Origin of the sequence: Aurantimonas litoralis (assembly GCF_026153195.1) — a bacterium.
GTDB lineage: Bacteria > Pseudomonadota > Alphaproteobacteria > Rhizobiales > Rhizobiaceae > Aurantimonas > Aurantimonas coralicida.
In genome coordinates, this window is sequence record NZ_JAPFBM010000001.1 from 150,504 (window position 1) to 172,727 (window position 22,224).

Sequence of the window (22,224 nt, forward strand, 5' to 3'; positions counted from 1 at the left end):
ATGCGCGAACCTTGGCGCTTGTCCAGACTGGAAGGGCTCCAAGGTCCAAGTGTCGCTGTGCGATCACAAGCCTCAGGGCAGCCGGGTGGGTGTCGGCGGACCAGTCATGGCCCTCATGCGGGTGCGCGATCGGGCACCTGGGGAACCGGTTCGGTTCCCGTGGCATCGCCCGCATAGAGGAAGCCGCCGGACTGGCGTGCCCACAGGCTGGCATACAGTCCCCCGCCGGCGATCATCTCGGCATGGGTCCCCTCCTCCACGATCCGCCCTTCGTCGAGCACGATCAGCCGGTCCATCGCGGCCAGCGTCGACAGGCGGTGGGCGATGGCGATCACGGTCTTGCCCTGCATCATGGCGGACAGATTGTCCTGGATGGCGGCCTCGACCTCCGAATCGAGCGCCGAGGTCGCCTCGTCGAGAACGAGGATCGGGGCATCCTTGAGAAGAACGCGGGCAATGGCGATCCGCTGGCGCTGGCCACCCGAGAGCTTGATGCCCCGCTCACCCACATGCGCATCGTAGCCGCTGCGGCCCTTCGGGTCGCGCAGGCCGGGAATGAACTCCTCGGCGCTGGCGCGCTCGGACGCCGACAGGATGTCGCCATCGTCGGCGCCGGGCCGGCCATAGGCGATGTTGTCGCGGATCGAGCGATGCAGCAGAGACGTGTCCTGCGTCACCACGCCGACGGCACCGCGCAGCGAGGCCTGGGTCACCGCGGCGATGTCCTGCCCGTCGACCAGAATGCGGCCGCCCTCGAGATCGTAGAGCCGCAGCAGCAGGTTGACGAGCGTCGTCTTGCCGGCACCGGAGCGGCCGACGAGCCCGACCTTCTCGCCGGCCCGGATCGTGAGCGACAGATTCTCGATGATCCCACCGCCCTTGCCATAGTGGAACGTCACGTTCTCGTAGCGGATCTCGCCGCGCGTCGCGGTCAGGGGCTGTGCATCCGCGCGGTCGACCAGCGCAGGCTGCGCGGTCACGGTGGCGACCGCATCCTGGATGGTGCCGTAATTGCGCACCAGACCGTTGATGTTGAACATCATCCAGCCCGACATCTGGTTGAGGCGCAGAACCAGGCCCAACGCGATTGCAACTCCGCCAGTGGTGACGCTGCCCGCCTGCCAGCCGAGGATCGCAACCGCTCCGACCCCGGTCATCATCAGGCCGTTGAGGACGGCGACCGCGGTACGCACGCCCGTCAGCGCACGGGTCATGCGTCGTACCGCGTCGACGAGGTAGCCGAAGCCGTCCTTCACGAAGGCATCCTCGCGCCGAGACGAGTCGAACAGCTTCACCGAGAGGATATTGGTGAAACTGTCGACCACGCGGCCGGAAACGACGGAGCGTGCCTCGGCCGCCGCCCGGCCGTTCTCGCGGATCTTCGGCAAAAGATTGCGGACGATCCAGACATAGCCGAGCGTCCACAGGCCCAGCACCATCGCCATCCGCCAGTCGATGGCGCCGAGGATGCTGACAGTCAGTATGATGAAGGTGACGAAGGACCAGAAGGTCTGGAGGATCGTCGTGATGAAGTCGCCCGTCGCCTGCCCGACCTGCTGGACCTTCTGCGACAGCCGTCCGGCGAAGTCGTTCTGGAAGAAGGTGTAGGTCTGCTCCATCAGCCGGCGATAGCTCTGCCAGCGGATGCGATTGTAGAAGCTCGGCGAGATCACCTGCTCTTCCAGCACCGAAGAGGCGAACAGCACCAGCGCGCGGCCGATCAGCGTCAGGAAGGCGAGGATCGCGACCAGCCAGAAATTCTCCGCCAGGAACGTCGCCGGGGTGGACCGCTCCATCGCGTCGATCAACCAGCCGACGCCGGTATAGAGCGCTGCTTCGATGCCCCCGGTCAGCCCGCCCGTGATCAGCAGGGCCCCGAGCGGCCACTTCGCCTGACGGGCGAAGTGCCAGATGAAGCGGTTGGTCTCCGACGGCAGCGGGGCCAGATGACCGGTGCGATTAAGCCGGGCATCCTCGCGGTCCTCCCCCTGATCCTCGAAGGGATCGAGCAGCGTCTCGAAGCGCCGGAGAAAGCGGTCCATCATTCGGCGGCCCTTATGGTCGAGGCAGCATCCGCGTCGGGGTCACCGAGCAGGAAGCCGCCTGTCTGGCGGGTCCACAATTGCGCATAGAGGCCGCCCCGGTCGAGCAGTTCGGAATGGGTACCCTCGTCGACGATGCGCCCCTGGTCGAGGACGATCAGCCGGTCGAGGGCCGCGATGGTCGAGAGACGATGGGCGACCGCGATGACGGTCTTGCCTTCCATCAGACGGTAGAGATTGCCGGCAATCGCCGCCTCGACCTCGGAGTCAAGGGCCGAGGTGGCTTCATCGAGCAGCAGGATCGGCGCGTCTTTCAGCATGACGCGGGCAATGGCGATGCGCTGGCGCTGGCCGCCCGAGAGCTTGACGCCCCGCTCGCCGACCTCCGCGTCGAGCCCGCCGCGTCCCTCAATGTCCCGCAGCTCGGCGATGAAGTCCGCCGCCTCGGCGCGTTCGATGGCGCGCAGAAGATCGGCCTCGCTGGCGTCGGGCCGCCCGTAGAGGATGTTGTCGCGGATCGAACGGTGCAGCAGCGAGGTGTCCTGCGTGACCATGCCGATCTGGCTGCGCAGCGATTCCTGCTTCACCGTCGCGATATCCTGCCCGTCGATCAGAACGCGGCCGGATTCCACGTCGTGGAAGCGCAGGAGAAGATTGAGGATGGTGGACTTGCCCGCCCCCGAACGCCCGACAAGGCCGACCTTCTCGCCCGGCCGCACCGTCAGTTCGAAATCCTGCAAGACGCCGTCGCCGCGGCCATAGTGGAAGGCGACGTTCTCGAAGGCGATCTCGCCGCGGTCGACGACCAGCGCGGGCGCGGCCTTGCGATCGGTGATGGCGTGCGGGATCGTGAAGGTGGACATGCCGTCGCGGATCGTGCCGATGTTCTCGAACAGCGCTGAAACCTCCCACATGATCCATTGCGACATGCCGTTGATCCGCAGAACGAGGCCGATCGCCGCAGCGATGGCGCCGACGCTGACCAGTTCGCCGAGCCACAGCCAGATCGACAGGGCGCCGACGGCGAAGAGCAGCAGCGAGTTCAGTGCGTAGAGCGAGACATAGAAGAGGTTCACCAGCCGCATCTGACCGTAGACCGTGCCGAGAAAGCCGCGCATGGAGCGCTGCGCGTAGTCGGCTTCGCGCCGGGTGTGGGCGAACAGCTTGACGGTCGCGACATTGGCATAGGCGTCGACCACGCGGCCGGTCATCTCGGCGCGGGCATCGGCCTGGCTCTGCGAGACCCGGTCGAGGCGCGGGATGAAGTACCACAGGATCAGCGCGTAGATCGCGACCCAGGCGGCGAAGGGCAGGACCAGCTTCCAGTCGGCCGCCGCCACGAGAACGACGATGCCGGTGAAATAGACGACCACATAGAGGAAGACGTCGATCGACTTCATCACCGTCTCGCGCACGGCGAGCGCGGTCTGCATTAGCTTGGTGGAGATCCGTCCGGCGAATTCGTCCTGATAGAAGCCCATCGAATGGCCGAGCATCCAGCGATGCACCATCCAGCGGAAACGCATGGGAAAATTGGCGGCGAGGCCCTGAAAGGTGACGAGCCCTTCGAGAAAAACGAGACCCGGAAGCAGCACCAGGACGACGGCCGCCATCAACGCCAGCGTCAGCCCGTTTTCGGCCATGAAGGTCTCGCGCGAGACGCCGGAGAACCAGTCGACGATCTGGCCAAGGAAACCGAACAGCGAGACCTCGACGATCGAGATCAGCGAGGTCAGGATCGCGGTCGCGACGAGCAGCGGCCAGACGGGCTTGGCGTAGAACCAGACGAAACGGAACAGGCCGCCCTGCGGCGGAGTGGTCAGATCCCGCGGCGGGAACGGCTCCACCATCCTCTCGAACAACGAGAACATCAAAAAGGCTTTCCAATCGGTGTGTCGGGGCGGTTCCGGCCGCTCCGGAAACACCCGAACGGCGGCGGAGCAGCGCTCCCGGATCCCGGCGACCATGCCGCGGGACATATGACTGCAGACTGTGTCGTCGTTGCGAAGGATGGCGCGCTCGCCCCCTGTCAGGAGCGTCGCCGACATATTCGGGATATAGGAAGCCTGGCTGCGGAATCACGGGGCCGGACAGCGCAGGCGAGTGACAGCATCGTGAAACCAGACAGCACCGACACGCCATCCTTGAGCAAGCCGCAGATCTCGCTGGCGCTGTACCAGCCCGATATCGCCGGAAACACCGGCACGATCCTGCGGCTGGGCGCCTGTGTGGGCCTGCCGGTCGAGATCATCGAACCGGCCGGCTTCGACCTGGCGGACCGGGCGCTGAAGCGTGCGGGGATGGACTACCTCGCCATGTCGCGGCTGGTCCGGCACGTCGATTTCGCCGCGTTCGATGCGGCGCGTCGCGCGGCCGGACGGCGGATCGTGCTGTTCACCACCCGCAGTTCCGAAATCTATACGGACTTCGCCTTCGCGCCCGGCGACGTCGTGATGTTTGGTCGCGAGAGTGCCGGCGTCCCCGACGCCATCCATGCAATCGCGGACGCGAGCGTGACGATCCCGATGGAGGGCGGCGGACGGTCGCTCAATCTGGCCGTCGCCGCCGGAATGGCCGCCGGTGAAGTTCTCCGACAGTTACGCTGGCAACAATAACTCAAGTCGGAATCGTCATCGTTAGCGTCCGATTAAGCAAATCCAAGCAATATGAGGAACCGACCTGCGAAAGGCACGTTGCCTGTCCAACGTTGGAAATTTGCTCTCTTCTACCTGAAAGGCCAATGAAATGAGTGAACTGGCCAGAACGCTTTCGAACAGACGGCGCCAGTCGGAGATCGCGCGTTTTCTTCAGAACACGCCGAGCTTCTCGGCGCCGACAGGCTTGCCACAGTCGATCCGCGAACAACTCGAGCGTCTGCAGGTTGCCGAAGCCAAGATGCCGCAGCCGGGCAGCAATCCGCGCTGATCGCGAAGCCGCGCCGTTCCAGGCGCGGCACTGTCGCTGATTCCTGATCGGCGAAGACAAACCGGCCTGCGTCGACGATGTTCCGCGGCCTTTCATCGCTCAACTCGCGCGATTTCTTCCCTCGCCCTTTTTCCGGTGCCCCCCTTTGTCCGCAGCGTCGTGTCGCCGGCTTGCAGGATGCGGTTTCTGCCGGATCTCTCGCCCGCAACGCTTGGCGGAATGACGATGGCTTCCCACATCGCCGATGTCGGACAGGCAGTACGCCTGAACCATAACCGGGCTTGCTGCCCTCGAATTTCGGGTTGAGACCGCATTGCCGATCGTCTGGGATATTGCCTACCTCGTTGCTGGTGCCATCCTCCTGTTCGGTGGTGGCGAGTTCCTGGTTCGCGGCAGCGTCGCCATCGCCACCCGCTACGGAATCTCGAAACTCGTCGTCGGCCTGGTCATCGTGGGCTTCGGCACGTCAGCACCAGAACTGCTGGTTTCCGTGCAGGCAGCGCTCTCCGGTTCGCCAGACATCTCGGTCGGCAACGTCGTCGGCTCCAACATCGCCAATGTCCTGCTGATCGTCGGCGCCGCCGGTCTCATCGCGCCGGTCGTCAACAGCGATCCGGCAATCCGGCGCGACCTGATCATGATGGTCGCGGCCTCGCTCATCGCCGTGGCGCTGTTCCTGACCGGCAATATCGGCCGGCTCGCCGGCGCTGGCCTCCTCGCCGTGCTCGCCGTCTACCTCTTCACCACCTATGCGCTGGAGCAAAAGCGGCGGCGGCTTGCAAAGGGGTCGGACCGCGACGACGCGGACAGGGATGACGACGAAGAGGGTCTGGCGCTCCTGCCGGCGCTGCTCCGGGTGGTCGCCGGCATCGTGATGCTGGTTGTCGGGGCCCGGCTCATGGTCACGGGCGCGGTCGGCATCGCGCGCGACTTCGGCGTATCGGAAGCGGTGATCGGCGTGACCGTCGTCGCGATCGGAACGTCCCTGCCCGAACTGGCGACGGCGCTGATCGCCGGATGGAAGCGGCAGTCGCAGGTGGTTCTCGCCAACGTCGTCGGCTCGAACATCTTCAACATCCTGAGCATTCTCGGCGCGACCGCGGTGATCGCACCGATCGCCGTGTCCGGCCGCTTCGCCATCTGGGACGGGCCGATCATGGCCGCGATCGCGGTCGCCATGCTGGTCTATCTGTTCGCATTCCGCACCATCGGACGGCCGATGGCGGCGGTCATGCTCGTCGCCTATGCCGGCTACATCGCGGTTCAGGCGGGGCTCTGAAACGCCGCAGCCGGAGACGCGCGGCGATCGACGGTGCTTTCGCGGTCAGTCGGCGCTGGGCAAGCGGCGCATGGTGAATTCGATGTCGCCCTCCGGCAGGGCGCGCCAGCTTTCCACCGACGTCCAATAGGCCGCCTTGGGGTAGCGATCGAGCCATTCGCGCGCCTTGCTGCGCGCGGCGTCGCGCGGCAGGATGAAGGTCTCGCGCACGAAGCTGTCGCCTGCCGATCCCGCCATTCTGCTGGCGTCGCGGCCGACGCCGCGTGAGCCGCGCGTCCGTTTGAGCTGGCGGGAAAGACCGCCAAGCGGCGGCGGTGTCAACCGGGACATGCTGGTCGTCTCTCGAACTTCCGATCGTCAGGACCCACAAGATAGCGGGCAGCGAACGCTTTTGCGAATCGCGCGATACCGGCACAACGGAGATCCTCCACCTCGCCACGAGGTTGGCATTTTGCGGTTCGGCTCCAGATGTCGTGCCTGTAAGACCGGCGGCGCAATGGTCCGAGAGACCGGCGCAAGTGCCAGACAGTCAGTGCGGGATGTCCCGCCAGCATCGAAAAGAGTGCGTCGCATGGAACGGCCGAATTTGCCCGAGGGGCTTCCCGAAGACATCGAAACCAAGAAGGCGACCGCCCAGGCCTGGTTCGAGGCCCTGCGCGACCGCATCTGCAAAGTCTTCGAGGAGATCGAGGACGGTTTCGGCGAGGAGACCGGACTGGAGCCCGGCCGGTTCGAACAGACCGAATGGTCGCGCGAGAACGAAGGCGGTGGCGGCCTGATGTCGATGATGCATGGCCGCGTTTTCGAGAAGGTCGGCGTTCATACCTCGACGGTGCATGGCGAGTTCTCGCCCGAATTCCGCAAGCAGATCCCCGGCGCCGAGGAGGATCCGACCTTCTGGGCCTCCGGCATTTCGCTGATTGCCCATATGCGCAATCCCAACGTGCCCGCCGTCCACATGAACACCCGCATGGTGGTGACGACCCGGCAGTGGTTCGGTGGCGGCGCCGACCTCACCCCGACGCTCGACCGGCGCAGGACCGACGACGACCGCGACACGCTCGCCTTCCACAAGGCCCTGCAGTTCGTATGCGACCGCCATTCGGGCGTCGCCGACTACGCCAAGTTCAAGGAATGGTGCGACACCTATTTCTATCTACCGCACCGCAACGAGGCGCGCGGCGTCGGCGGCATCTTCTATGACTGGCTGCACTCGTCCGACGAGGCCGGCGGCTGGGACGCCGATTTCGCCTTCACCCGCGATGTCGGCAAGGCGTTTCTCGTCGTCTATCCGCACATCGTCCGGCAGAACGTCGTCCAGCCGTTCACCGAGGCCGATCGTGAAGAGCAACTCATTCGCCGCGGCCGATACGTGGAGTACAATCTGCTCTACGACCGGGGCACGCTGTTCGGCCTGAAGACCGGCGGCAACGTCAATTCGATCCTGTCGTCCATGCCGCCCGTGGTGAAATGGCCCTGACCGGCGGCACAACTTTCCGTCGACCTTGAACCATTTAAAAGATCGGGCGTTCTTCCTGCTCTAGTCGTGACGGATCAGGGAGGATCCCATGTATGAGCTGGATTGTTCAGGCGTAATTCCCGGTTGCCGGCGGGTCATCCGCGCCGAGTCCGAGGCGGAGGTCATCCGCAGGGCCATCGTTCAGGCCCGGCAGTTCGGGCTCGAGCACATCTCGCCGGCGATGCTGGATGCGATGCGGACCCGCACCCGCGAAGAGGCGAATATCCGTCGATCGACGATCGCGGCATAGAAAAAGCGGGCGCAAGGCCTGCTTTTTTGTGTCGGTGTAATGCCGCGGACCGAGTCAGACCCGTTCGAGCAGGCTCTCGCGCCCGAGCACGAAGCCGCTGCTCGCCCACAGCTTGCGCAGCCGGTCGAGGGTCTTGCCCATCTCCGGGCCCGGCGCGATGCCGGCTGATTTCAGATCCTCTCCGCTGACCGGGAAAGCAGGTGGCGCGAAGGTGGCGACGATTTCCAGCTGGCTGGTTAGCCTGGCGATGGCGTCGAGCGTCTCGCGCGAGGATTCCGCCTTGCCGCGCGCCGATGCGACGGCCAGCCGCAGCCGGTCGGCGATGGCGGCCCGACCACCGAAATACAGCCGTGTGCGAAAGGCGGAGTCGCTCTCTTCCGGCTTTGCCGGTTCGGCGATGGCGAAGCCGACGATGCGATCGCGGTCGGCGTTGGACAGCTTCAACCGTTCCGCCATCTGGGTCAGGCGCGCCGGGTCCGGCGGCACGATGGCCGCGAGCCGCAGCATCGGATCGGGTGCCCAGCCGAACGCTCCCTCGCTCTCCACAAGCGAATGGATCGCATCGATCCCCCAGCGCTCGCTCTCCGGCAGGATGCGGGTCAGGACGCCGGTCTGGCGCATCCACAGCAGCGCACGCGACGGGTCCGGTGCCGCGAGGAGCTTCTTCAGCTCGGTCCAGACCCGTTCGACCGACAGTCCGTCGAGCCCCTCCTTCAGGCGCGTCGCAGCCCGGATGCCGGCGGCATCCGGCCGGCCCTTCCCGTACCAGGCGAAGAAGCGAAAGAAGCGCAGGATGCGCAGATAATCCTCGCGGATGCGGGTCTCCGAATCGCCGATGAAGCGCAAAGTCTGGCTGCCGAGATCCTCGATGCCGCCGACGAGGTCGACGATGCTGCCGTCGGCACGGGCATAGAGCGCGTTGATCGTGAAGTCCCGGCGCTCGGCATCGGCCTTCCAGTCGCGGCCGAAATGCACGACCGCGTGGCGGCCATCGGTCTCGATGTCGCGGCGAAGGGTCGTGACCTCGTAGGCGTGCTCGGGGGTCACGACGGTCACGGTCCCATGTTCGATCCCGGTCGGCACCGCGCGGAAGCCGGCCGCCTCCACGCGCCGAACCGTCTCGTCCGGCACTGTCGTCGTGGCGATGTCGATGTCGCTTACCGGATGGCCGAGCACGGAGTTGCGGACGGCGCCGCCGACGATCCGCGCTTCCTCGCCATCGGCCGACAGGGTTGCCAGCAGCGTCTGCAGGCCTGGCGTCGTCAGCCAGTCTGCCTCGATCGTCGTGGCGGTCATGCGTAAAGTCCTTCGTACAATGTGCGGATGATGCCCGCGGTGACGCCCCAGATGAAGCGCTCGCCGAAGGGCATCACATAGTAACGTCGCTCGATGCCCTGCCAGATGCGGCTTTCCTCGCGGTGGTTCGCTTCGCTCATCAGGAAGCCGAGCGGCACCTCGAAAACGTCCTGCACCTCGTCGGGATTGGCGACGAGGCTGAAACCCGGCCGCACGATCGCGACGACGGGGGTGATGCGGAAGCCTGTCGTGGTCAGGTAGCGCGGCAACCGGCCGACCGGTTCCACATGCTGCGGATCGAGCGCGATCTCCTCGACGCTTTCGCGGATCGCGGCGGCTTCCGGCGACGCATCCTCCGGATCGACGGAGCCTCCTGGAAAGGCGATCTGGCCCGAATGCTTGCGCAGATGCGCGGTGCGCGTGGTCAGGATCACCGTCGCCCCCTCGCCCCGGTCGACGATCGGCACCAGCACGGCGGCGTCCCGCGCCCGGTCGCGCTCCATCAGCTGGACGAGATCGGGGTTCAGCAGATGGTCGCCATATTCGCGCGTCGGCGCGGCATCGCCGGCCCAGCCGCGCGCGGCGATCCGCGCCCGCAGATCGGTCGCGGTGAAGTCGGTATAGCGCCCGGCAGGCGCGTCGTAGGCGACGCCCCGTCTTGGCGGGTCGGCGGCGAACACGGTCAGGCCCCGCCCTGCGAAGCGGCTATGTCGAAGGTCGCGCCACCGGAGCGCACGAACTGGCGTTCGCCGTCGGTCTCCACATGGTCGGCGAGGTCGAAGGCCAGCGCCCTTGTCAGTCGCGCCTCCAGCCGGCCGCGCACCGTGACATAGGGGCGAAACTCGCCATTCGGACCGATGCTCAGGCGCAGGGGATTCTCCGGCCCTGCGGCACAGACGTCGCCGACATCGGTGCGGAACGTCAGAAGCGGTTCACCGTCATGGATCTCGCGATACATCTCCACGGCCTGGAAATGCGCGTCCTCGACGGTGATGCCGAGCTTTTCCACAGGGGTGACGAGATAGGTCCGCCCGTCGGCATCCTTGCGCAGGACGGTGGAGAACAGCCGCACCAGAGCCGGGCGGCCGATCGGCGAGCCATTGTAGCTCCAGTGGCCATCGGCGTGGATCACCATGTCGATGTCGCCGCAGAACTCCGGCTCCCAGCGTTCCACCGGCGGGGCGCCCTTGCCTGCACGCTCGGCACGGGCGACAAGAGCCGCGAGGCTGGCGCCGGCATCGCTCGGCACGGTTCCTGTTGCGTCGTCCTGCATGTCGCTGGGCTGGTGCGGCAATGGGTCCTCCGATCGGGATTCGTCTTATTTTGGCCGGCCTTCGCAGTCACGAAATAGTTGCTCCTCGCCAGCTTGCCAGGAGTCCCGGTGGCCGATTTGATGAGTGGAAGCGGCCGTGCGACGGCCATCGCACATCGACGCTGATCTGGCCATTTCCCTTCGATACCTGACGGAGACCGTCCCGATGACGATGATGAAGCCCGAGGAGGAGACCCTCAGCGAGGACGCCATCGTGAGGCTGGCGGAGACGGCACTGACCGACATCGCACGGGTTCGCGAATCCGTCGGGCGGGTCATCTTCGGCCAGGAAAGCGTCGTCGAGCAGAGCCTCATCGCGATCCTTTCCGGCGGGCATGCCCTGCTCGTCGGCGTCCCGGGCCTTGCCAAGACCAAGCTGGTCGACACGCTCGGGCTGTCGCTGGGCCTCGATGCCCGCCGCATCCAGTTCACCCCCGACCTGATGCCCTCCGACATCGTCGGCACCGAGGTGATGGACCAGGACGAGACCGGCCGCCGGTCGTTCCGCTATGTGAAGGGCCCGGTCTTCGCCCAGCTTCTGATGGCCGACGAGATCAACCGCGCCTCGCCGCGCACCCAGTCCGCGCTGCTGCAGTCGATGCAGGAATACCACGTGACCGTCGCCGGCGAGCGGCACGATCTGCCCAAGCCCTTCCATGTGCTGGCGACCCAGAACCCGCTGGAGCAGGAGGGCACCTATCCGCTGCCCGAAGCCCAGCTCGACCGCTTCCTGATGCAGGTCGACGTGTTCTATCCCGATCTGGAATCGGAACGCCGCATCCTTCTTGAGACCACGGGCGGCGCCGATCAGGTCGCCGAGCCGGTGATGACGTCAGACCGCCTGCGCGAGATCCAGACGCTGGTGCGGCGCATGCCGGTCGCCGAGAACGTGGTCGACGCGATCCTGCGACTCGTGCGGTCGGCCCGGCCCGGCAACGGCCACAAGGAGGCCGACGCCCATATCGCATGGGGTCCCGGCCCGCGCGCCAGCCAGGCACTGATGACCTGCGTGCGCGCCCGCGCCCTCTATGACGGGCGCTTCGCACCCTCGGTGGACGACGTGATGGCGCTGGCCGAGCCGATCCTGCAGCATCGCATGGCGTTGAACTTCTCGGCCCGCGCCGAGGGCATGAATGTCCGCGACGTCATCGGCGCGCTCAAGCGCGACGCGGCGTAGGGTCAGGGTCCAGCATGCCGATCGGCTCCACCGTCGACCTCACCGCCGCACCGGACGCGCTGGCACGTTCGCGCCAGCGCGCCGCCTTGATGCCCGACCTTCTGGTCGAGGCGCGGCGCGTGGTGTCGACGGTCATTGCCGGCTGGCACGGTCGGCGACGGCGCGGCGTCGGCGAGAATTTCTGGCAGTTCCGGCCCTTCGTCGAGGGCGAGCCGGTCTCGCGCATCGACTGGCGCCGCTCGGCCCGCGACGACCATGTCTATCTGCGCGACCGCGAATGGGAAGCCGCCCAGACCGTGTGGCTGTGGGCCGACCCGTCGCCGTCCATGCGCTTCATGTCGAGTGCCGCCCAGGTCTCCAAGGAATCGCGCGCGCTGGTCATCGTCCTGGCCCTCGCCGAGATCCTGTCGCGCTCGGGCGAGCGCATCGGCTATCCGGGCGTCGTCGATCCGATCTCGGCGCGCAATGCCGCAGAGCGGATCGCCGGCGCGCTGCTCTCCCGGCGGCCCGACGATCCCTTCCCGCCGGACGACCGCCTCAAGCGCTTCACCGAACTGGTCATCGTCAGCGATCTCCTCGATCCGGTCGACGAGGTGGTGGCGCGCATCGACCAGCTCGGACGGCGCGGCATTCGCGGCCACATCGTGATGATCTCCGATCCAGCAGAGGAGATGTTCCCCTATGCCGGCCGGACCGAATTCCGCGATCCCGAGACCGGCGCGACGCTGACGGCCGGGCGTGCCGAGACCCTGCGCGAGGAATACGCCACCGTCTACCGGGCGCGCCGCGAGCACATCGCCGAGCATTGCCGCCGCCTCGGCTGGAGCTTCATCCCCCACCGCACCGACCATCTGGCCTCCGAAGCGCTGGTCGCCGTCCACGGACGGCTGAGCGGCGCACCGCAGGCCGTCGCCCCGCGCGCAGCGGGAGCCTCGGCATGATCGGCGGGCTCGCCCTTTCCTTCGGCGCGCCGCTGGTGCTGTTCGGGCTTCTGGCCCTGCCGGCGATCTGGTGGCTTCTCAAGCTGACGCCGCCGCGGCCGCAGATGGAGACGTTTCCGCCGCTGCGCATCCTGGAACGGGTGCTGAAGCGCGAGGAGACGCCGTCGAAGAGCCCTTGGTGGCTCACGCTGCTGCGCCTGCTGCTCGCCGCGCTGATCATCTTCGCCCTCGCCGCCCCGACCCTCAATCCGCGCGAAGGCCAGTTGACCGGCACCGGACCGCTGGCGCTGCTGGTCGACAATGGCTGGGCCAGCGGCGGCGATTTCGACGTGCGGCGGACGGCCGCCGAAGGGCTGATCCGTGAAGCCGGCGAAGCCGGGCGCCCGGTCTCCCTCGCCTTCACGGCCGAGGGCCAGCCCGACGACGCGACGCCGGTCGAAGCCAACGCCGCGCTGGAGCGCCTCGCCGCCGCAGCGCCGCGCCCCATCCCCACCGACCGGGCAGCCGCAGCCGAGCGCATCGCGACCGCGCTTGCGGGCAACCGCGTCGGCTCGCTGGCCTTCGTCGCCGACGGTCTCGATGCCGAGGGAACCGACGCTGCCAGCCGCAGCCTTGCCGCCCTCGCCCCGTCGCAGGCCATCGTCTATGCGCCGGACGTCGGCGGCCTCGTCGGCCTCACGGGAGCTGACAATTCGACGGAAGCGCTGGTTGTGCAGGCCGTCCGTCCTGACGCGGCGGCCGGACCGCGCAGCTTTGCCATTCGCGCGATCGACGCGCAGGAGCGAGAGATCGGTCGCACGTCACTCGATTTCGCCGCCGGCTCCGCCAGTGCCGAAGCCCGCTTCGCGATCCCCGTGGAACTGCGCAACGACATCGCCCGGCTTGAGGTCGAGGGCGCCGAGACCGCTGGCGCCGTCCGGCTGGTCGACGACAGTTTCCGGCGCAGGCGTGTCGCGCTGGTGTCGGGCGAATCCTCCGACCTTGCCCAGCCGCTGCTGTCGCCGCTCTACTACATCACCCGGGCGCTGGAGCCATTCGCCGATCTCGTGCGGCCGCAGAGCGCCAATCTCTCCGAGTCCATCCCTGCGCTGATCGCCCGGCGGCCCTCGGTCATCGTGCTCGCCGATATCGGCATCCTGCCCGACAATGCCCGCGAGGCGCTGCAGGGCTTCGTCGAAGATGGCGGCTATCTCCTGCGCTTTGCCGGCCCGCGCCTCGCCGCCGCGCCGGGCGACGACACGCTGGTGCCGGTGCGCCTGCGTACGGGCGAACGCCAGCTCGGTGGTGCCATGTCCTGGTCCGAGCCCCAGAAGATCGCGCCGATGCCCGACGACGAACCCTTTGCCGGGATCGCCGTGCCGGAAGACGTCACCGTGACCCGCCAGATCCTCGCCGAGCCGGCCGCGGACCTGTCCGAACGGACATGGGCGAGCCTTGCCGACGGCACGCCGCTCGTCACCGCCGAGACGGTCGGCGCCGGCACCATCGTCCTCTTCCACGTTACCGCCGAGGCGACCTGGTCGAACCTGCCGATCTCCGGTGCCTTCGTCGAGATGCTGCGGCGGATCGTGACGCTGTCGCGGGCCGGTGCCGGCCCCAGCGAGGGCCGCACCGCCGCCGACAGCCTGCCACCCTATCGCGTGCTCGACGGTCAGGGCCGCCTCACCAGCCCCGGCGCCGACGTCCAGCCGCTGCAGCCCGTCGCCGATGGCGACCAGCCGGTGACACGCGAAAACCCGCCGGGCCTTTATGGCAGCGAGGAAGGCTATCTCGCCCACAATCTCCTGCCGGCCGACGCCGAATTGGAGCCGCTGCCAGCGCTGGATCTCGGTGTGCCGGTCGAGGCGCGCGGCTATGGCGGCGAGAATGCCGTCGATCTGGCGCCCTGGCTGTTTGCCGCCGCCCTCGTCCTCTTCGCCCTGGACGCACTGGCCCTGCTCTGGCTGAACGGTGCGGCGACCCGCATCGGCAGCAGCTTTTCGCGCGGTCGTGCCGGCGCGCTCCCGGCGATCCTCGCGATTGCCGCGATCGGACTGGTCGCCGCGGTCCCAGACGCTCGCGCACAGGAGCAGGAGCCTGCACCGACGCCATCCGCCGAGCAGGTCGCGGACGACGACGTCGATGTTGAGCGTGCGATCCGAGCGACGGAGACGACGCATCTGGCCTATGTTCTGACCGGCGACGAAGCGACCGACGAGATCTCGCGCCAGGGTCTGTCCGGCCTGTCGCAATTCATCACCGCCAAGACGGCGCTGGAGCCGGGCGAGCCGATGGGCGTCGACATCGCCACCGATGAACTCGCCTTCTTCCCGATCATCTACTGGCCGATCGACGCCAGCGCGCCGATGCCGAGCGAAACCGCGATCGGCCGCATGGATGCCTACATGAAGCAGGGCGGCACGGTGCTGTTCGACGTGGCCGACGATCCGATTTCCGGCCTGTCCGGCGGCAATGTCTCGGCCGGCCAGCGCCGACTGCGCGAGATCCTTGCCGATCTCGACGTGCCGCCGCTCGATCCGGTGCCGACCGACCACGTCCTGACCAAGGCGTTCTACATGCTGGACGACTTTCCCGGACGCCACACCGGCTCCCAGCTCTGGGTGGAATCACTGGTGCGCGACGGCGAAGGCGGTGCACGGCCGGCGCGCGGCGGTGACGGCGTCTCCTCGATCATGATCACGTCGAACGATTTCGCCAGCGCCTGGGCGGTCGACGGCCAGGGCCTGTTCCTGTTCCCGACGGATTCCGCCGATCCCGCGCAGCGCGAATATGCCTATCGGGCGGGCGTGAACATCGTGATGTACGTGCTGACCGGCAACTACAAGGCCGATCAGGTGCATGTGCCAGCTCTGCTGGAAAGGCTGGGCCAATGAACTGGTCGGTCGATTTCGCGCCCTTCTTCTCCTGGACGGTGATCGCCCTTCTCGCGATCCCGGCGGTGCTGCTCGCACTGGCGCTGGTGGTTGCGCGCATCCGCGGCGCACTGGTGCGCATCCTCGCCATCGCGGCGCTGCTACTGGCGATCATGAACCCGGTGGTGCTGCAGGAAGAGCGTGATCCGCTGAAGAGCGTCGTCGCCCTCGTGGTCGATCGCAGCCAGAGCCAGACCATCGGCGAGCGCAACGCGCAGGCGGACGCCACGGAAGCGGCGCTGAAGGAGAGCCTCGCCCGCTATCCCGAATTCGAGGTGCGCACCGTCGAGGCCCGCTCCGGCGCCTCGCCCACCGATGGCGCCACCACGGCTCTGTTCGGCGCCCTCTCCGGCGCGCTCAAGGATGTCGCGCCGGCCCGCGTTGCCGGCGCCATCATGGTGACGGACGGCCAGATCCACGACATTCCGGCCGAAGCCCAGGCGCTCGGCTTCGACGCGCCGGTCCATGGGCTGATCACCGGGCAGCCGGACGAATTCGACCGCCGGATCGAGATCACCACCAGCCCGCGCTTCGGCCTGGTCGACGAGGACCAGAGGCTGCGCTACCGCGTCCTCGAAGACGGCCCGGCCGCTTCCGACCGGCCGGTCGAGGTGCAGGTCTTCCTGAATGGCGACCTGATCTCCCGCGAGAGCGTGCGCCCCGGCGGCGATGCGGAATTCGTCTTCCAGCTGCCGCGCGCCGGCAAGAACATCCTCGAACTCGTCGCGGCGCGCGACCCGAACGAGATCACCCCGGTCAACAACCGGGCGATCGCGGTGGTCGACGGCATCCGCGAGAACCTGCGCGTGCTGCTGGTCTCGGGCGAACCCCATGCCGGCGAACGGACCTGGCGCAATCTCCTGAAATCCGACGCCGCCGTCGATCTGGTGCATTTCACCATCCTGCGGCCACCGGAAAAACAGGACGGCACGCCGATCGACCAGCTGTCGCTCATCGCCTTCCCGACGCGCGAGCTTTTCGTCGAGAAGATCGACGATTTCGACCTGATCATCTTCGACCGGTATCAGGAGCGCGGCGTGCTGCCGTCGCTCTATTTCGACTACATCGCCCAGTATGTGCAGAATGGCGGCGCGATGCTGATCGCCTCCGGCCCGGAATATGCCAGCCAGGAGAGCGTCGCCCGCACGCCGCTGCAATCGATCCTGCCGGCCCTGCCCACGGGCGACATCGAACAGAGCGCCTTCCGGCCGCAGATCTCCGAGATTGGCCGCAAGCATCCGGTGACGCGCAACCTGCCCGGCTCGGCCAGCGAGCCGCCGGATTGGAGCCGCTGGTTCCGGTCGATCGACGTCAGCGAGCCCGAGGGCGAAACCGTGATGGACGGGCCGGACGGCAAGCCGCTGCTGGTGCTGGACCGGGTCGGCGAAGGCCGCATCGCGCTCCTCCTGTCCGACCAGGAATGGCTGTGGTCGCGCGGCTTCGAAGGCGGCGGCCCGCATGTCGCCCTGTTCCGCCGTCTGGCCCATTGGCTGATGAAGGAGCCGGAACTGGAGGAAGAGGCGCTGGATGCTGAAGCCCGCGGTTCCGACCTCGTCGTCACGCGCCAGACCATCGGCGACGCCCCCGGCCCGGCGACCGTCCTGACGCCGTCCGGCGAGGCGGTCACCCTGCCGCTGAACGAGGTGGGCGCCGGCCGCTACGAAGGCGCGCTGGAGACCGAAGAACTCGGCCTGTTCCAGGCGGCCAATGACGATCTGCGGGCGCTGGCCAATGTCGGTCCGGTCAATCCGCGCGAATATCGCGAGGCCATCTCCACCGTCGACAAGCTGCAGCCGCTTTCGGACGTCACCCGCGGCAGCGTGCGCCGGGTGGCCGACGGTGACGGCGAATTGTCCGTCCCGCGGGTCGTGCCGGTCAGCGGCCGCGCCAATGCCGACGGCCGCGACTGGATCGGCCTGAAGACCACCGACGAGACGGTGCTGCGCGGCGTCGACCGCACGCCCCTCTTCGCCGGCTTCCTCGGCCTTGCCGTGCTGCTCATGGCGCTGTCGGCCACCTGGTATCGCGAGGGCCGGTAGGCCCTGCGCCTCTGACGAGAGCCTTGCCTAACGCATCGGCACCCCTAGTGTGAAGGACACGTCGACACGCCGAACATGCTGGAGCCGCCATGTGGTCTCGCCTGCTTGCCACGGTCTTCGCGGTGCTTCTACTGCAAGCCCCGGCCACCGCTGACGTCAAGGACAGGGTCGCGTCCCTCGCGCCGTCCGGGCTGGTGTTCGTGCTGGACGAAGACGGCAACGCGCTGCTCGCCCAGAACGCCGACAAGCCCTTCGTCCCTGCGTCGGTTGCCAAGGTGGTCACGGCGTGGCTGGCGATGGAGGTTCTCGGCGGCGACTACCGCTTCAAGACGCAGTTCTATCTGGGCGACGACCGAGTGCTGTATGTGCGCGGCGGCGGCGACCCGTTCCTTGTTTCCGAGGAACTCGCCGTGCTCGCGCCGAAACTCCTTGAGGAAACCGGCACGGAGCCCTTCGCCGGCATCGTGGTCGATGCGAGCTACTATCCCGCCGAGCTTAGCATTCCGGGGATCGAGGTCACCGACGAAGCCTACGACGCGCTGAATTCGGCGCTCGCCGTCAACTTCAACACGATCAACGCCCGTCGCAACGGCCAGACGGTCCGGTCCGCCGAGGAGCAGACGCCGATCACACCCCTCGCCGTCAGCCAGTTCCGTGCGCGCGGCCCCAACGGCCGCAGCCGGATCAGCCTGACCCAGGAAGATCCGAGCATCGGCATCCGCTATGCGGGCGAGCTGCTCGCCGCCTTCATCGAGCGGTCCGGCGGCAGTGTCGAGGGCGACATATCGCTCGGACTAGTCCCTGCCGGACTGACACCGGTCTATGTGCACGAGCAGTCGCGCGATCTTGCGGAAATCCTGCGGCAGATGCTGATCGGCTCGAACAACTACATCGCCAACCAGGTCTTTCTGGAGATCGGCGCGCAGCGCGAGGGCGGCCCGGTCAGCCTCGAGAAATCGATCCGTGTCGCGCGCGAGGTCTTCGCCGCGCATGACGTCCCCGACGCCATGCAACTGGTGGAAGGCTCGGGCATCAGCCGCGACAATAGCTTCACGGCGCGCGGTCTTGCCCGCGTGCTGGGCCACTTCGCTCCCCACGCCGAGCTTCTGCGCAAAACTCGCGCCGGCTCCCGCTACAAGACCGGCACCTTCTCCGGTGTGAGCACACTGGCAGGCTTCGCCAGGACCGCAGAGCACGGCGACGTGCGGTTCGTGATCTCGCTGAACGGCGGCGGCAAGCTGCGCTTCCGCCTGCTCACCGCCATCGAACGCGGCTTCTGACGAGAACGGCTGCCCGCCGAATGGCGCGTCATGCGACGGGCTGCATTCGCGTCAGTGCTTGAAGCAGTTCTCGCGATGCCATCCGAGAAAGCGCGGATGCGGGCGGTCGGCCGAACGAAGCGGCGGCAGCATGTAGCCACTTGGATTGATCATCGACTGAACGCTCGATGGGTCGTTCACCTGCCGCGACACGAGGATTTGCAAATCGTCGGCAATCCCGATCAAGCCGCGATCGAACATCCAATGCACCGTGCCAGACAGTGCCACCCCATTGTTCACGCTATCGGGTCCGTTCGCTTCGACAGGCCGGATATGTGCTGCTTCGACTTCAGCCCGTCCGCCACCGTTGATGAGCTTGAGGCCCGTGATGGCGCACCGAGAGTCGTACGCTCTTAGAACCAGTCGCCGGAACAATCGGTCCCGCGTGATCCGCGAACCAAGATAGGTAATGCGGTCGCGTTCTGGCTCATCGTCGTATTGAAACGGGGCTTGTTCATCAGCAAAGCCGGGCGGCATATGAACGTCAGTTCGTGGCAGAATGTCCATGTCCGACGCGAACGCACGATCGAGTATCCGGTTCAGATCCGTAGCGGAGATCGGTCTCACCGCGGATTGCGCCCGGCCTGAGATACGCCCCGCCTCGTTCAGAACCCCGCGTTCAACGACGCCGTAAGCGTCGCTAAACGGCACGCCGTTCGGAAAGTCCAGATAACTGCCGGGCTCGATCACCGCGATGTACATTCCTGCCGCACCGTGATCTGCAACGACCTCCTGTACTTTGGCAATCGCGAAATATCCGCGGGTATCCGGGACCTTCCGTGGTTCGTAGTAGACGACCCAGTCCCCGATACAGGCCCACACGCGGCTGAGATACTGACTGGGGAACTGATACTGCTCCGCTGGACTGTCGTCGTAAATCGAATCCGTGCGGTGGATGAATATGCCGAATGCCATGCCGCATTGGATACGGCCTCTGATGACAAAGCCATGGGCTACGCCCGAATATCACAGTCTTTTCGGCGCCATTGCTGGCAAACTGACGCTCGCCTGCATCGCGAGCGTTCCACCGCCGCTACCGAATTGCGGGCATGCTCAGGCAGGAGGCGCCGGGTGAGGCCGAATGTGCGGGGGTTCCGCATCATTCGACCTACACTGAGTTGGTCAGAAGCCTTCGAGCACGATCTTGCCCTTGACCCGGCCGGCTTCGGACTTGCGATGTGCTTCCTTCAGGGTCTCGGCATTGATCGGCGTCATTACCTCGCCGAGCGTCGTGCGGATCTTGCCGGTGTCGATCAGCTCGGCGACCTTGTCGAGCAGCTTGCCCTGTTCGTTCATGTCGGCGGTCTCGAACATCGATCGCGTGAACATGAACTCCCAGTGGGTGGATACGGATTTCTGCTTGAAGGCCGAGACGTTCAGGGCATCGGGGTCGTCGATCAGGCCGAAATGTCCCTGCGGCGCGATCAGTTCGACGATGGCGTCCAGATTGTCGGCGGTCCCGTTGGTCGAGAAGACGAAGCCGGGCGCACCGATGCCGAGGGCCCTGATCTCGTCGGCCAGCGGCTTGCTGTGATCGATCACATGGTGCGCGCCGAGGTCCATGACCCAGTCGCGGGTTTCGGGACGCGACGCCGTGGCGATGACCGTCAGGTCAGTCAGCGCCCGAACCAGTTGGATGGCGATCGACGCGACCCCGCCGGCACCGCCGATGATCAGGATGGCGTTCGCCGAGCCCGGCACCGGCCGCGTCAGGTCGAACCGGTCGAACAGCATTTCCCAGGCTGTGATCGCGGTCAGCGGCAGCGCCGCCGCTTCGGCGTTGGAGAGCGAGGCCGGCTTGTGTCCGACGATGCGCTCGTCGACGAGATGGAACTGGCTGTTGGCCCCAGGACGCACCAGCGATCCGGCATAGTAGACGTCGTCGCCGACCTGGAAACCCTCGACGGATTCGCCGGCCTCGACGACGCGGCCCACCGCGTCCCAGCCCAGCACCTTCCACGCGCGGTCCGGATCGACATTTGCCCGGATCTTGTAGTCGACCGGATTGACCGAGATCGCACGCACCTCGACGAGAAGATCGCGGCCGGCCGGAACGGGGCGGTCGAGTTCCACGTCGACCAGCGCGTCCGGCCGATCGATCGTCCCGGCATTCCTGTACGCAATCGCTTTCATCATCCTGCTCCGTCACATCATCCGATTGAACAGGGCCGAAGATGTTCCTATGCTCGCATGAGAGCAATACGCACAAATGACGCCACTAGTATCAAGAAGGATACCACCATGGCGAAAATCCGGCATTCCCGGTTCGACTGCACCCCCGGCTGTTCTGTCGAGGCGGCCATCGGGCTGATCGACGGCAAGTGGAAGTCGGTGATCCTGTTCCATCTGCTGGACGGGACGTTGCGGTTCGGCGAACTGAAGCGGCATCTGGTCAGCATCACGCCGCGGACGCTGACGAACCAGCTGCGGGAGATGGAGGAAGATGGCCTCATCGACCGCAAGGTCTATGCGCAGGTGCCGCCGAAGGTCGAATACAGCCTGACGCCGCTCGGCCGCAGCATGGAGCCGATCCTGCGGTCGCTCAAGCAGTGGGGCGACGCCAATATCGGCCTTTACGGCAAACCGCAGAAGCCGGAATCGGGCGCCGAACACGCGGCTGCGTGAACCGAGGCCGGCGGTACGCGGATCACGCGGTGGGTGAGGCAGTCGACGGGCAATCGTCGGGTCGAACGGTGGCCGCCTCGAGGCGGTTTGCGGACATGTCAGAGCATGACGCCTTGGCAGATCGCCGATCGCACCTTTGGCTTGGGAGACGAACGCCCGCGGCGATCACCGCAATCCCGTATCGCGGTCTCTTATCTCTTCGAGGCGGCAGACGGGGTCACGATCTTCACCCCTTGCATCGAGTCCGCCCCGACGTCGACGCTTCCGCTGACAACGCTCCCGTCCGGGCCCAGGGTCTCGAGAGTGTAGGTTCCGGCCGGAACGTCATCGAACTGGAAGTAGCCGGAATCGTTCGTCACGGCCTGCATGCAGGAGTCCGGCTCAGAACAGAGGCTGATGAGCTGATCGGCCAGCGCCTTCTCCCTGCCTGCGCGGCTTCTCGGCGCTCTCGGGGATGCGTTGTCGTCGGTATTGGCGGCCTCGCTCGCCACCAGATCGCCGAACAGGCCGCCGGCGTGAACGGGTTTCATCGCGAGCGCGATCGCGAAGGCGTGAAGCAGCAGCCACAGCGCCATCGCCGATCGAGAG

20 protein-coding genes are annotated in these 22,224 nt (G+C 66.6%); 11 read left to right on the plus strand and 9 right to left on the minus strand.

All coding sequences use genetic code 11. The features are described from left to right. Positions 1–113 precede the first annotated feature (113 nt). Together N7I30_RS00790 and N7I30_RS00795 are read right to left on the minus strand one after the other, a co-directional pair. Positions 114–2,045, minus strand: a complete 1,932-nt coding sequence (locus tag N7I30_RS00790) for an ABC transporter ATP-binding protein (RefSeq protein WP_228239796.1) — start codon at positions 2,043–2,045, stop codon at positions 114–116. Beyond that, positions 2,042–3,913, minus strand: a complete 1,872-nt coding sequence (locus N7I30_RS00795; RefSeq protein ID WP_498636057.1) for an ABC transporter ATP-binding protein — start codon at positions 3,911–3,913, stop codon at positions 2,042–2,044. Before N7I30_RS00795 ends, N7I30_RS00790 begins: the two co-directional genes overlap by 4 nt. Before the next feature lie 243 nt (positions 3,914–4,156). Here N7I30_RS00795 and N7I30_RS00800 point away from each other — a divergent pair, with 243 nt between their 5' ends. From N7I30_RS00800 to N7I30_RS00810, 3 genes are all read left to right on the plus strand, one after another. Continuing rightward, positions 4,157–4,657, plus strand: coding sequence for a tRNA (cytidine(34)-2'-O)-methyltransferase (locus N7I30_RS00800; RefSeq protein WP_491391824.1), 501 nt, complete (start codon positions 4,157–4,159; stop codon positions 4,655–4,657). A gap of 130 nt (positions 4,658–4,787) precedes the next feature. Next, positions 4,788–4,967: a hypothetical protein gene (locus tag N7I30_RS00805; RefSeq protein WP_024350414.1), complete on the plus strand. Its 180-nt coding sequence runs from the start codon at positions 4,788–4,790 to the stop codon at positions 4,965–4,967. Between the two features lie 313 nt (positions 4,968–5,280). After that, entirely contained in the window at positions 5,281–6,246 is a 966-nt protein-coding gene (locus tag N7I30_RS00810) for a calcium/sodium antiporter (RefSeq protein ID WP_228239793.1), read from the plus strand. A 45-nt stretch (positions 6,247–6,291) separates the two neighbouring features. Here N7I30_RS00810 and N7I30_RS00815 read toward each other — a convergent pair whose 3' ends face one another. Further along, the gene (locus tag N7I30_RS00815) at positions 6,292–6,576 is read right to left on the minus strand and encodes a hypothetical protein (protein WP_188075546.1); all 285 of its coding nucleotides are present in this window, start codon (positions 6,574–6,576) and stop codon (positions 6,292–6,294) included. A 241-nt stretch (positions 6,577–6,817) separates the two neighbouring features. On the opposite strand from N7I30_RS00815, the gene hemF reads away from it, so the two are divergent. Both hemF and N7I30_RS00825 read left to right on the plus strand, forming a co-directional pair. After that, on the plus strand, positions 6,818–7,726 hold the full coding sequence (hemF, locus tag N7I30_RS00820) for an oxygen-dependent coproporphyrinogen oxidase (protein WP_024350411.1): 909 nt from the start codon (positions 6,818–6,820) through the stop codon (positions 7,724–7,726). A gap of 88 nt (positions 7,727–7,814) precedes the next feature. After that, complete coding sequence (locus N7I30_RS00825; protein WP_024350410.1) at positions 7,815–8,015, plus strand: DUF1059 domain-containing protein; 201 nt, start codon at positions 7,815–7,817, stop codon at positions 8,013–8,015. 54 nt (positions 8,016–8,069) lie between these two features. Here N7I30_RS00825 and N7I30_RS00830 read toward each other — a convergent pair whose 3' ends face one another. The 3 genes from N7I30_RS00830 to N7I30_RS00840 are packed head-to-tail and all read right to left on the minus strand — an operon-like array spanning position 8,070 to position 10,584. Next, positions 8,070–9,311, minus strand: a complete 1,242-nt coding sequence (locus N7I30_RS00830; RefSeq protein ID WP_228239792.1) for a CCA tRNA nucleotidyltransferase — start codon at positions 9,309–9,311, stop codon at positions 8,070–8,072. Beyond that, on the minus strand, positions 9,308–9,991 hold the full coding sequence (locus tag N7I30_RS00835; RefSeq protein ID WP_423776371.1) for a CoA pyrophosphatase: 684 nt from the start codon (positions 9,989–9,991) through the stop codon (positions 9,308–9,310). Before N7I30_RS00835 ends, N7I30_RS00830 begins: the two co-directional genes overlap by 4 nt. A 2-nt stretch (positions 9,992–9,993) precedes the next feature. Further along, positions 9,994–10,584 (minus strand): DUF1285 domain-containing protein, encoded by a 591-nt coding sequence (locus N7I30_RS00840; RefSeq protein ID WP_228239872.1) that lies wholly within the window; start codon positions 10,582–10,584, stop codon positions 9,994–9,996. Between the two features lie 205 nt (positions 10,585–10,789). Here N7I30_RS00840 and N7I30_RS00845 point away from each other — a divergent pair, with 205 nt between their 5' ends. From N7I30_RS00845 to N7I30_RS00865, 5 genes are all read left to right on the plus strand, one after another. Next, on the plus strand, positions 10,790–11,800 hold the full coding sequence (locus N7I30_RS00845; protein ID WP_228239791.1) for an AAA family ATPase: 1,011 nt from the start codon (positions 10,790–10,792) through the stop codon (positions 11,798–11,800). Positions 11,801–11,814: 14 nt separating this feature from the next. After that, complete coding sequence (locus N7I30_RS00850; RefSeq protein WP_228239790.1) at positions 11,815–12,741, plus strand: DUF58 domain-containing protein; 927 nt, start codon at positions 11,815–11,817, stop codon at positions 12,739–12,741. Beyond that, a complete protein-coding gene (locus tag N7I30_RS00855) occupies positions 12,738–15,614 on the plus strand; it encodes a DUF4159 domain-containing protein (RefSeq protein ID WP_228239789.1) in 2,877 nt (958 codons plus the stop codon). The genes N7I30_RS00850 and N7I30_RS00855 overlap by 4 nt, the downstream gene beginning before the upstream one ends. Beyond that, positions 15,611–17,692, plus strand: a complete 2,082-nt coding sequence (locus tag N7I30_RS00860; protein ID WP_228239788.1) for a hypothetical protein — start codon at positions 15,611–15,613, stop codon at positions 17,690–17,692. Before N7I30_RS00855 ends, N7I30_RS00860 begins: the two co-directional genes overlap by 4 nt. A gap of 89 nt (positions 17,693–17,781) precedes the next feature. Next, a complete protein-coding gene (locus tag N7I30_RS00865; RefSeq protein ID WP_498636063.1) occupies positions 17,782–18,972 on the plus strand; it encodes a D-alanyl-D-alanine carboxypeptidase/D-alanyl-D-alanine-endopeptidase in 1,191 nt (396 codons plus the stop codon). Between the two features lie 51 nt (positions 18,973–19,023). On the opposite strand, the gene N7I30_RS00870 is transcribed toward N7I30_RS00865, so the two are convergent. Then, positions 19,024–19,926 carry an HNH endonuclease gene (locus tag N7I30_RS00870; RefSeq protein WP_498636065.1) on the minus strand — a complete coding sequence of 301 codons (903 nt, stop codon included), beginning with the start codon at positions 19,924–19,926 and terminating at the stop codon, positions 19,024–19,026. A 207-nt stretch (positions 19,927–20,133) separates the two neighbouring features. Next, complete coding sequence (locus tag N7I30_RS00875) at positions 20,134–21,144, minus strand: zinc-binding alcohol dehydrogenase family protein (protein ID WP_498636067.1); 1,011 nt, start codon at positions 21,142–21,144, stop codon at positions 20,134–20,136. Positions 21,145–21,252: 108 nt separating this feature from the next. Here N7I30_RS00875 and N7I30_RS00880 point away from each other — a divergent pair, with 108 nt between their 5' ends. Next, positions 21,253–21,636 (plus strand): winged helix-turn-helix transcriptional regulator, encoded by a 384-nt coding sequence (locus N7I30_RS00880; RefSeq protein WP_228239784.1) that lies wholly within the window; start codon positions 21,253–21,255, stop codon positions 21,634–21,636. 191 nt (positions 21,637–21,827) lie between these two features. On the opposite strand, the gene N7I30_RS00885 is transcribed toward N7I30_RS00880, so the two are convergent. Further along, positions 21,828–22,211: a hypothetical protein gene (locus N7I30_RS00885; RefSeq protein ID WP_498636069.1), complete on the minus strand. Its 384-nt coding sequence runs from the start codon at positions 22,209–22,211 to the stop codon at positions 21,828–21,830. Between the last annotated feature and the right edge of the window lie 13 nt (positions 22,212–22,224).

Coding starts and splice junctions, on each gene's coding strand:
- N7I30_RS00840 (WP_228239872.1), bottom strand. CDS start 10,584: ATGCAGGACGACGCAACAGGAACCGTGCCGAGCGATGCCGGCGCCAGC.
- N7I30_RS00845 (WP_228239791.1), top strand. CDS start 10,790: ATGACGATGATGAAGCCCGAGGAGGAGACCCTCAGCGAGGACGCCATC.
- N7I30_RS00805 (WP_024350414.1), top strand. CDS start 4,788: ATGAGTGAACTGGCCAGAACGCTTTCGAACAGACGGCGCCAGTCGGAG.
- N7I30_RS00825 (WP_024350410.1), top strand. CDS start 7,815: ATGTATGAGCTGGATTGTTCAGGCGTAATTCCCGGTTGCCGGCGGGTC.
- N7I30_RS00860 (WP_228239788.1), top strand. CDS start 15,611: ATGAACTGGTCGGTCGATTTCGCGCCCTTCTTCTCCTGGACGGTGATC.
- hemF (WP_024350411.1), top strand. CDS start 6,818: ATGGAACGGCCGAATTTGCCCGAGGGGCTTCCCGAAGACATCGAAACC.
- N7I30_RS00865 (WP_498636063.1), top strand. CDS start 17,782: ATGTGGTCTCGCCTGCTTGCCACGGTCTTCGCGGTGCTTCTACTGCAA.
- N7I30_RS00830 (WP_228239792.1), bottom strand. CDS start 9,311: ATGACCGCCACGACGATCGAGGCAGACTGGCTGACGACGCCAGGCCTG.
- N7I30_RS00880 (WP_228239784.1), top strand. CDS start 21,253: ATGGCGAAAATCCGGCATTCCCGGTTCGACTGCACCCCCGGCTGTTCT.
- N7I30_RS00815 (WP_188075546.1), bottom strand. CDS start 6,576: ATGTCCCGGTTGACACCGCCGCCGCTTGGCGGTCTTTCCCGCCAGCTC.
- N7I30_RS00870 (WP_498636065.1), bottom strand. CDS start 19,926: ATGGCATTCGGCATATTCATCCACCGCACGGATTCGATTTACGACGAC.
- N7I30_RS00790 (WP_228239796.1), bottom strand. CDS start 2,045: ATGATGGACCGCTTTCTCCGGCGCTTCGAGACGCTGCTCGATCCCTTC.
- N7I30_RS00850 (WP_228239790.1), top strand. CDS start 11,815: ATGCCGATCGGCTCCACCGTCGACCTCACCGCCGCACCGGACGCGCTG.
- N7I30_RS00855 (WP_228239789.1), top strand. CDS start 12,738: ATGATCGGCGGGCTCGCCCTTTCCTTCGGCGCGCCGCTGGTGCTGTTC.
- N7I30_RS00875 (WP_498636067.1), bottom strand. CDS start 21,144: ATGAAAGCGATTGCGTACAGGAATGCCGGGACGATCGATCGGCCGGAC.
- N7I30_RS00885 (WP_498636069.1), bottom strand. CDS start 22,211: ATGGCGCTGTGGCTGCTGCTTCACGCCTTCGCGATCGCGCTCGCGATG.
- N7I30_RS00795 (WP_498636057.1), bottom strand. CDS start 3,913: ATGTTCTCGTTGTTCGAGAGGATGGTGGAGCCGTTCCCGCCGCGGGAT.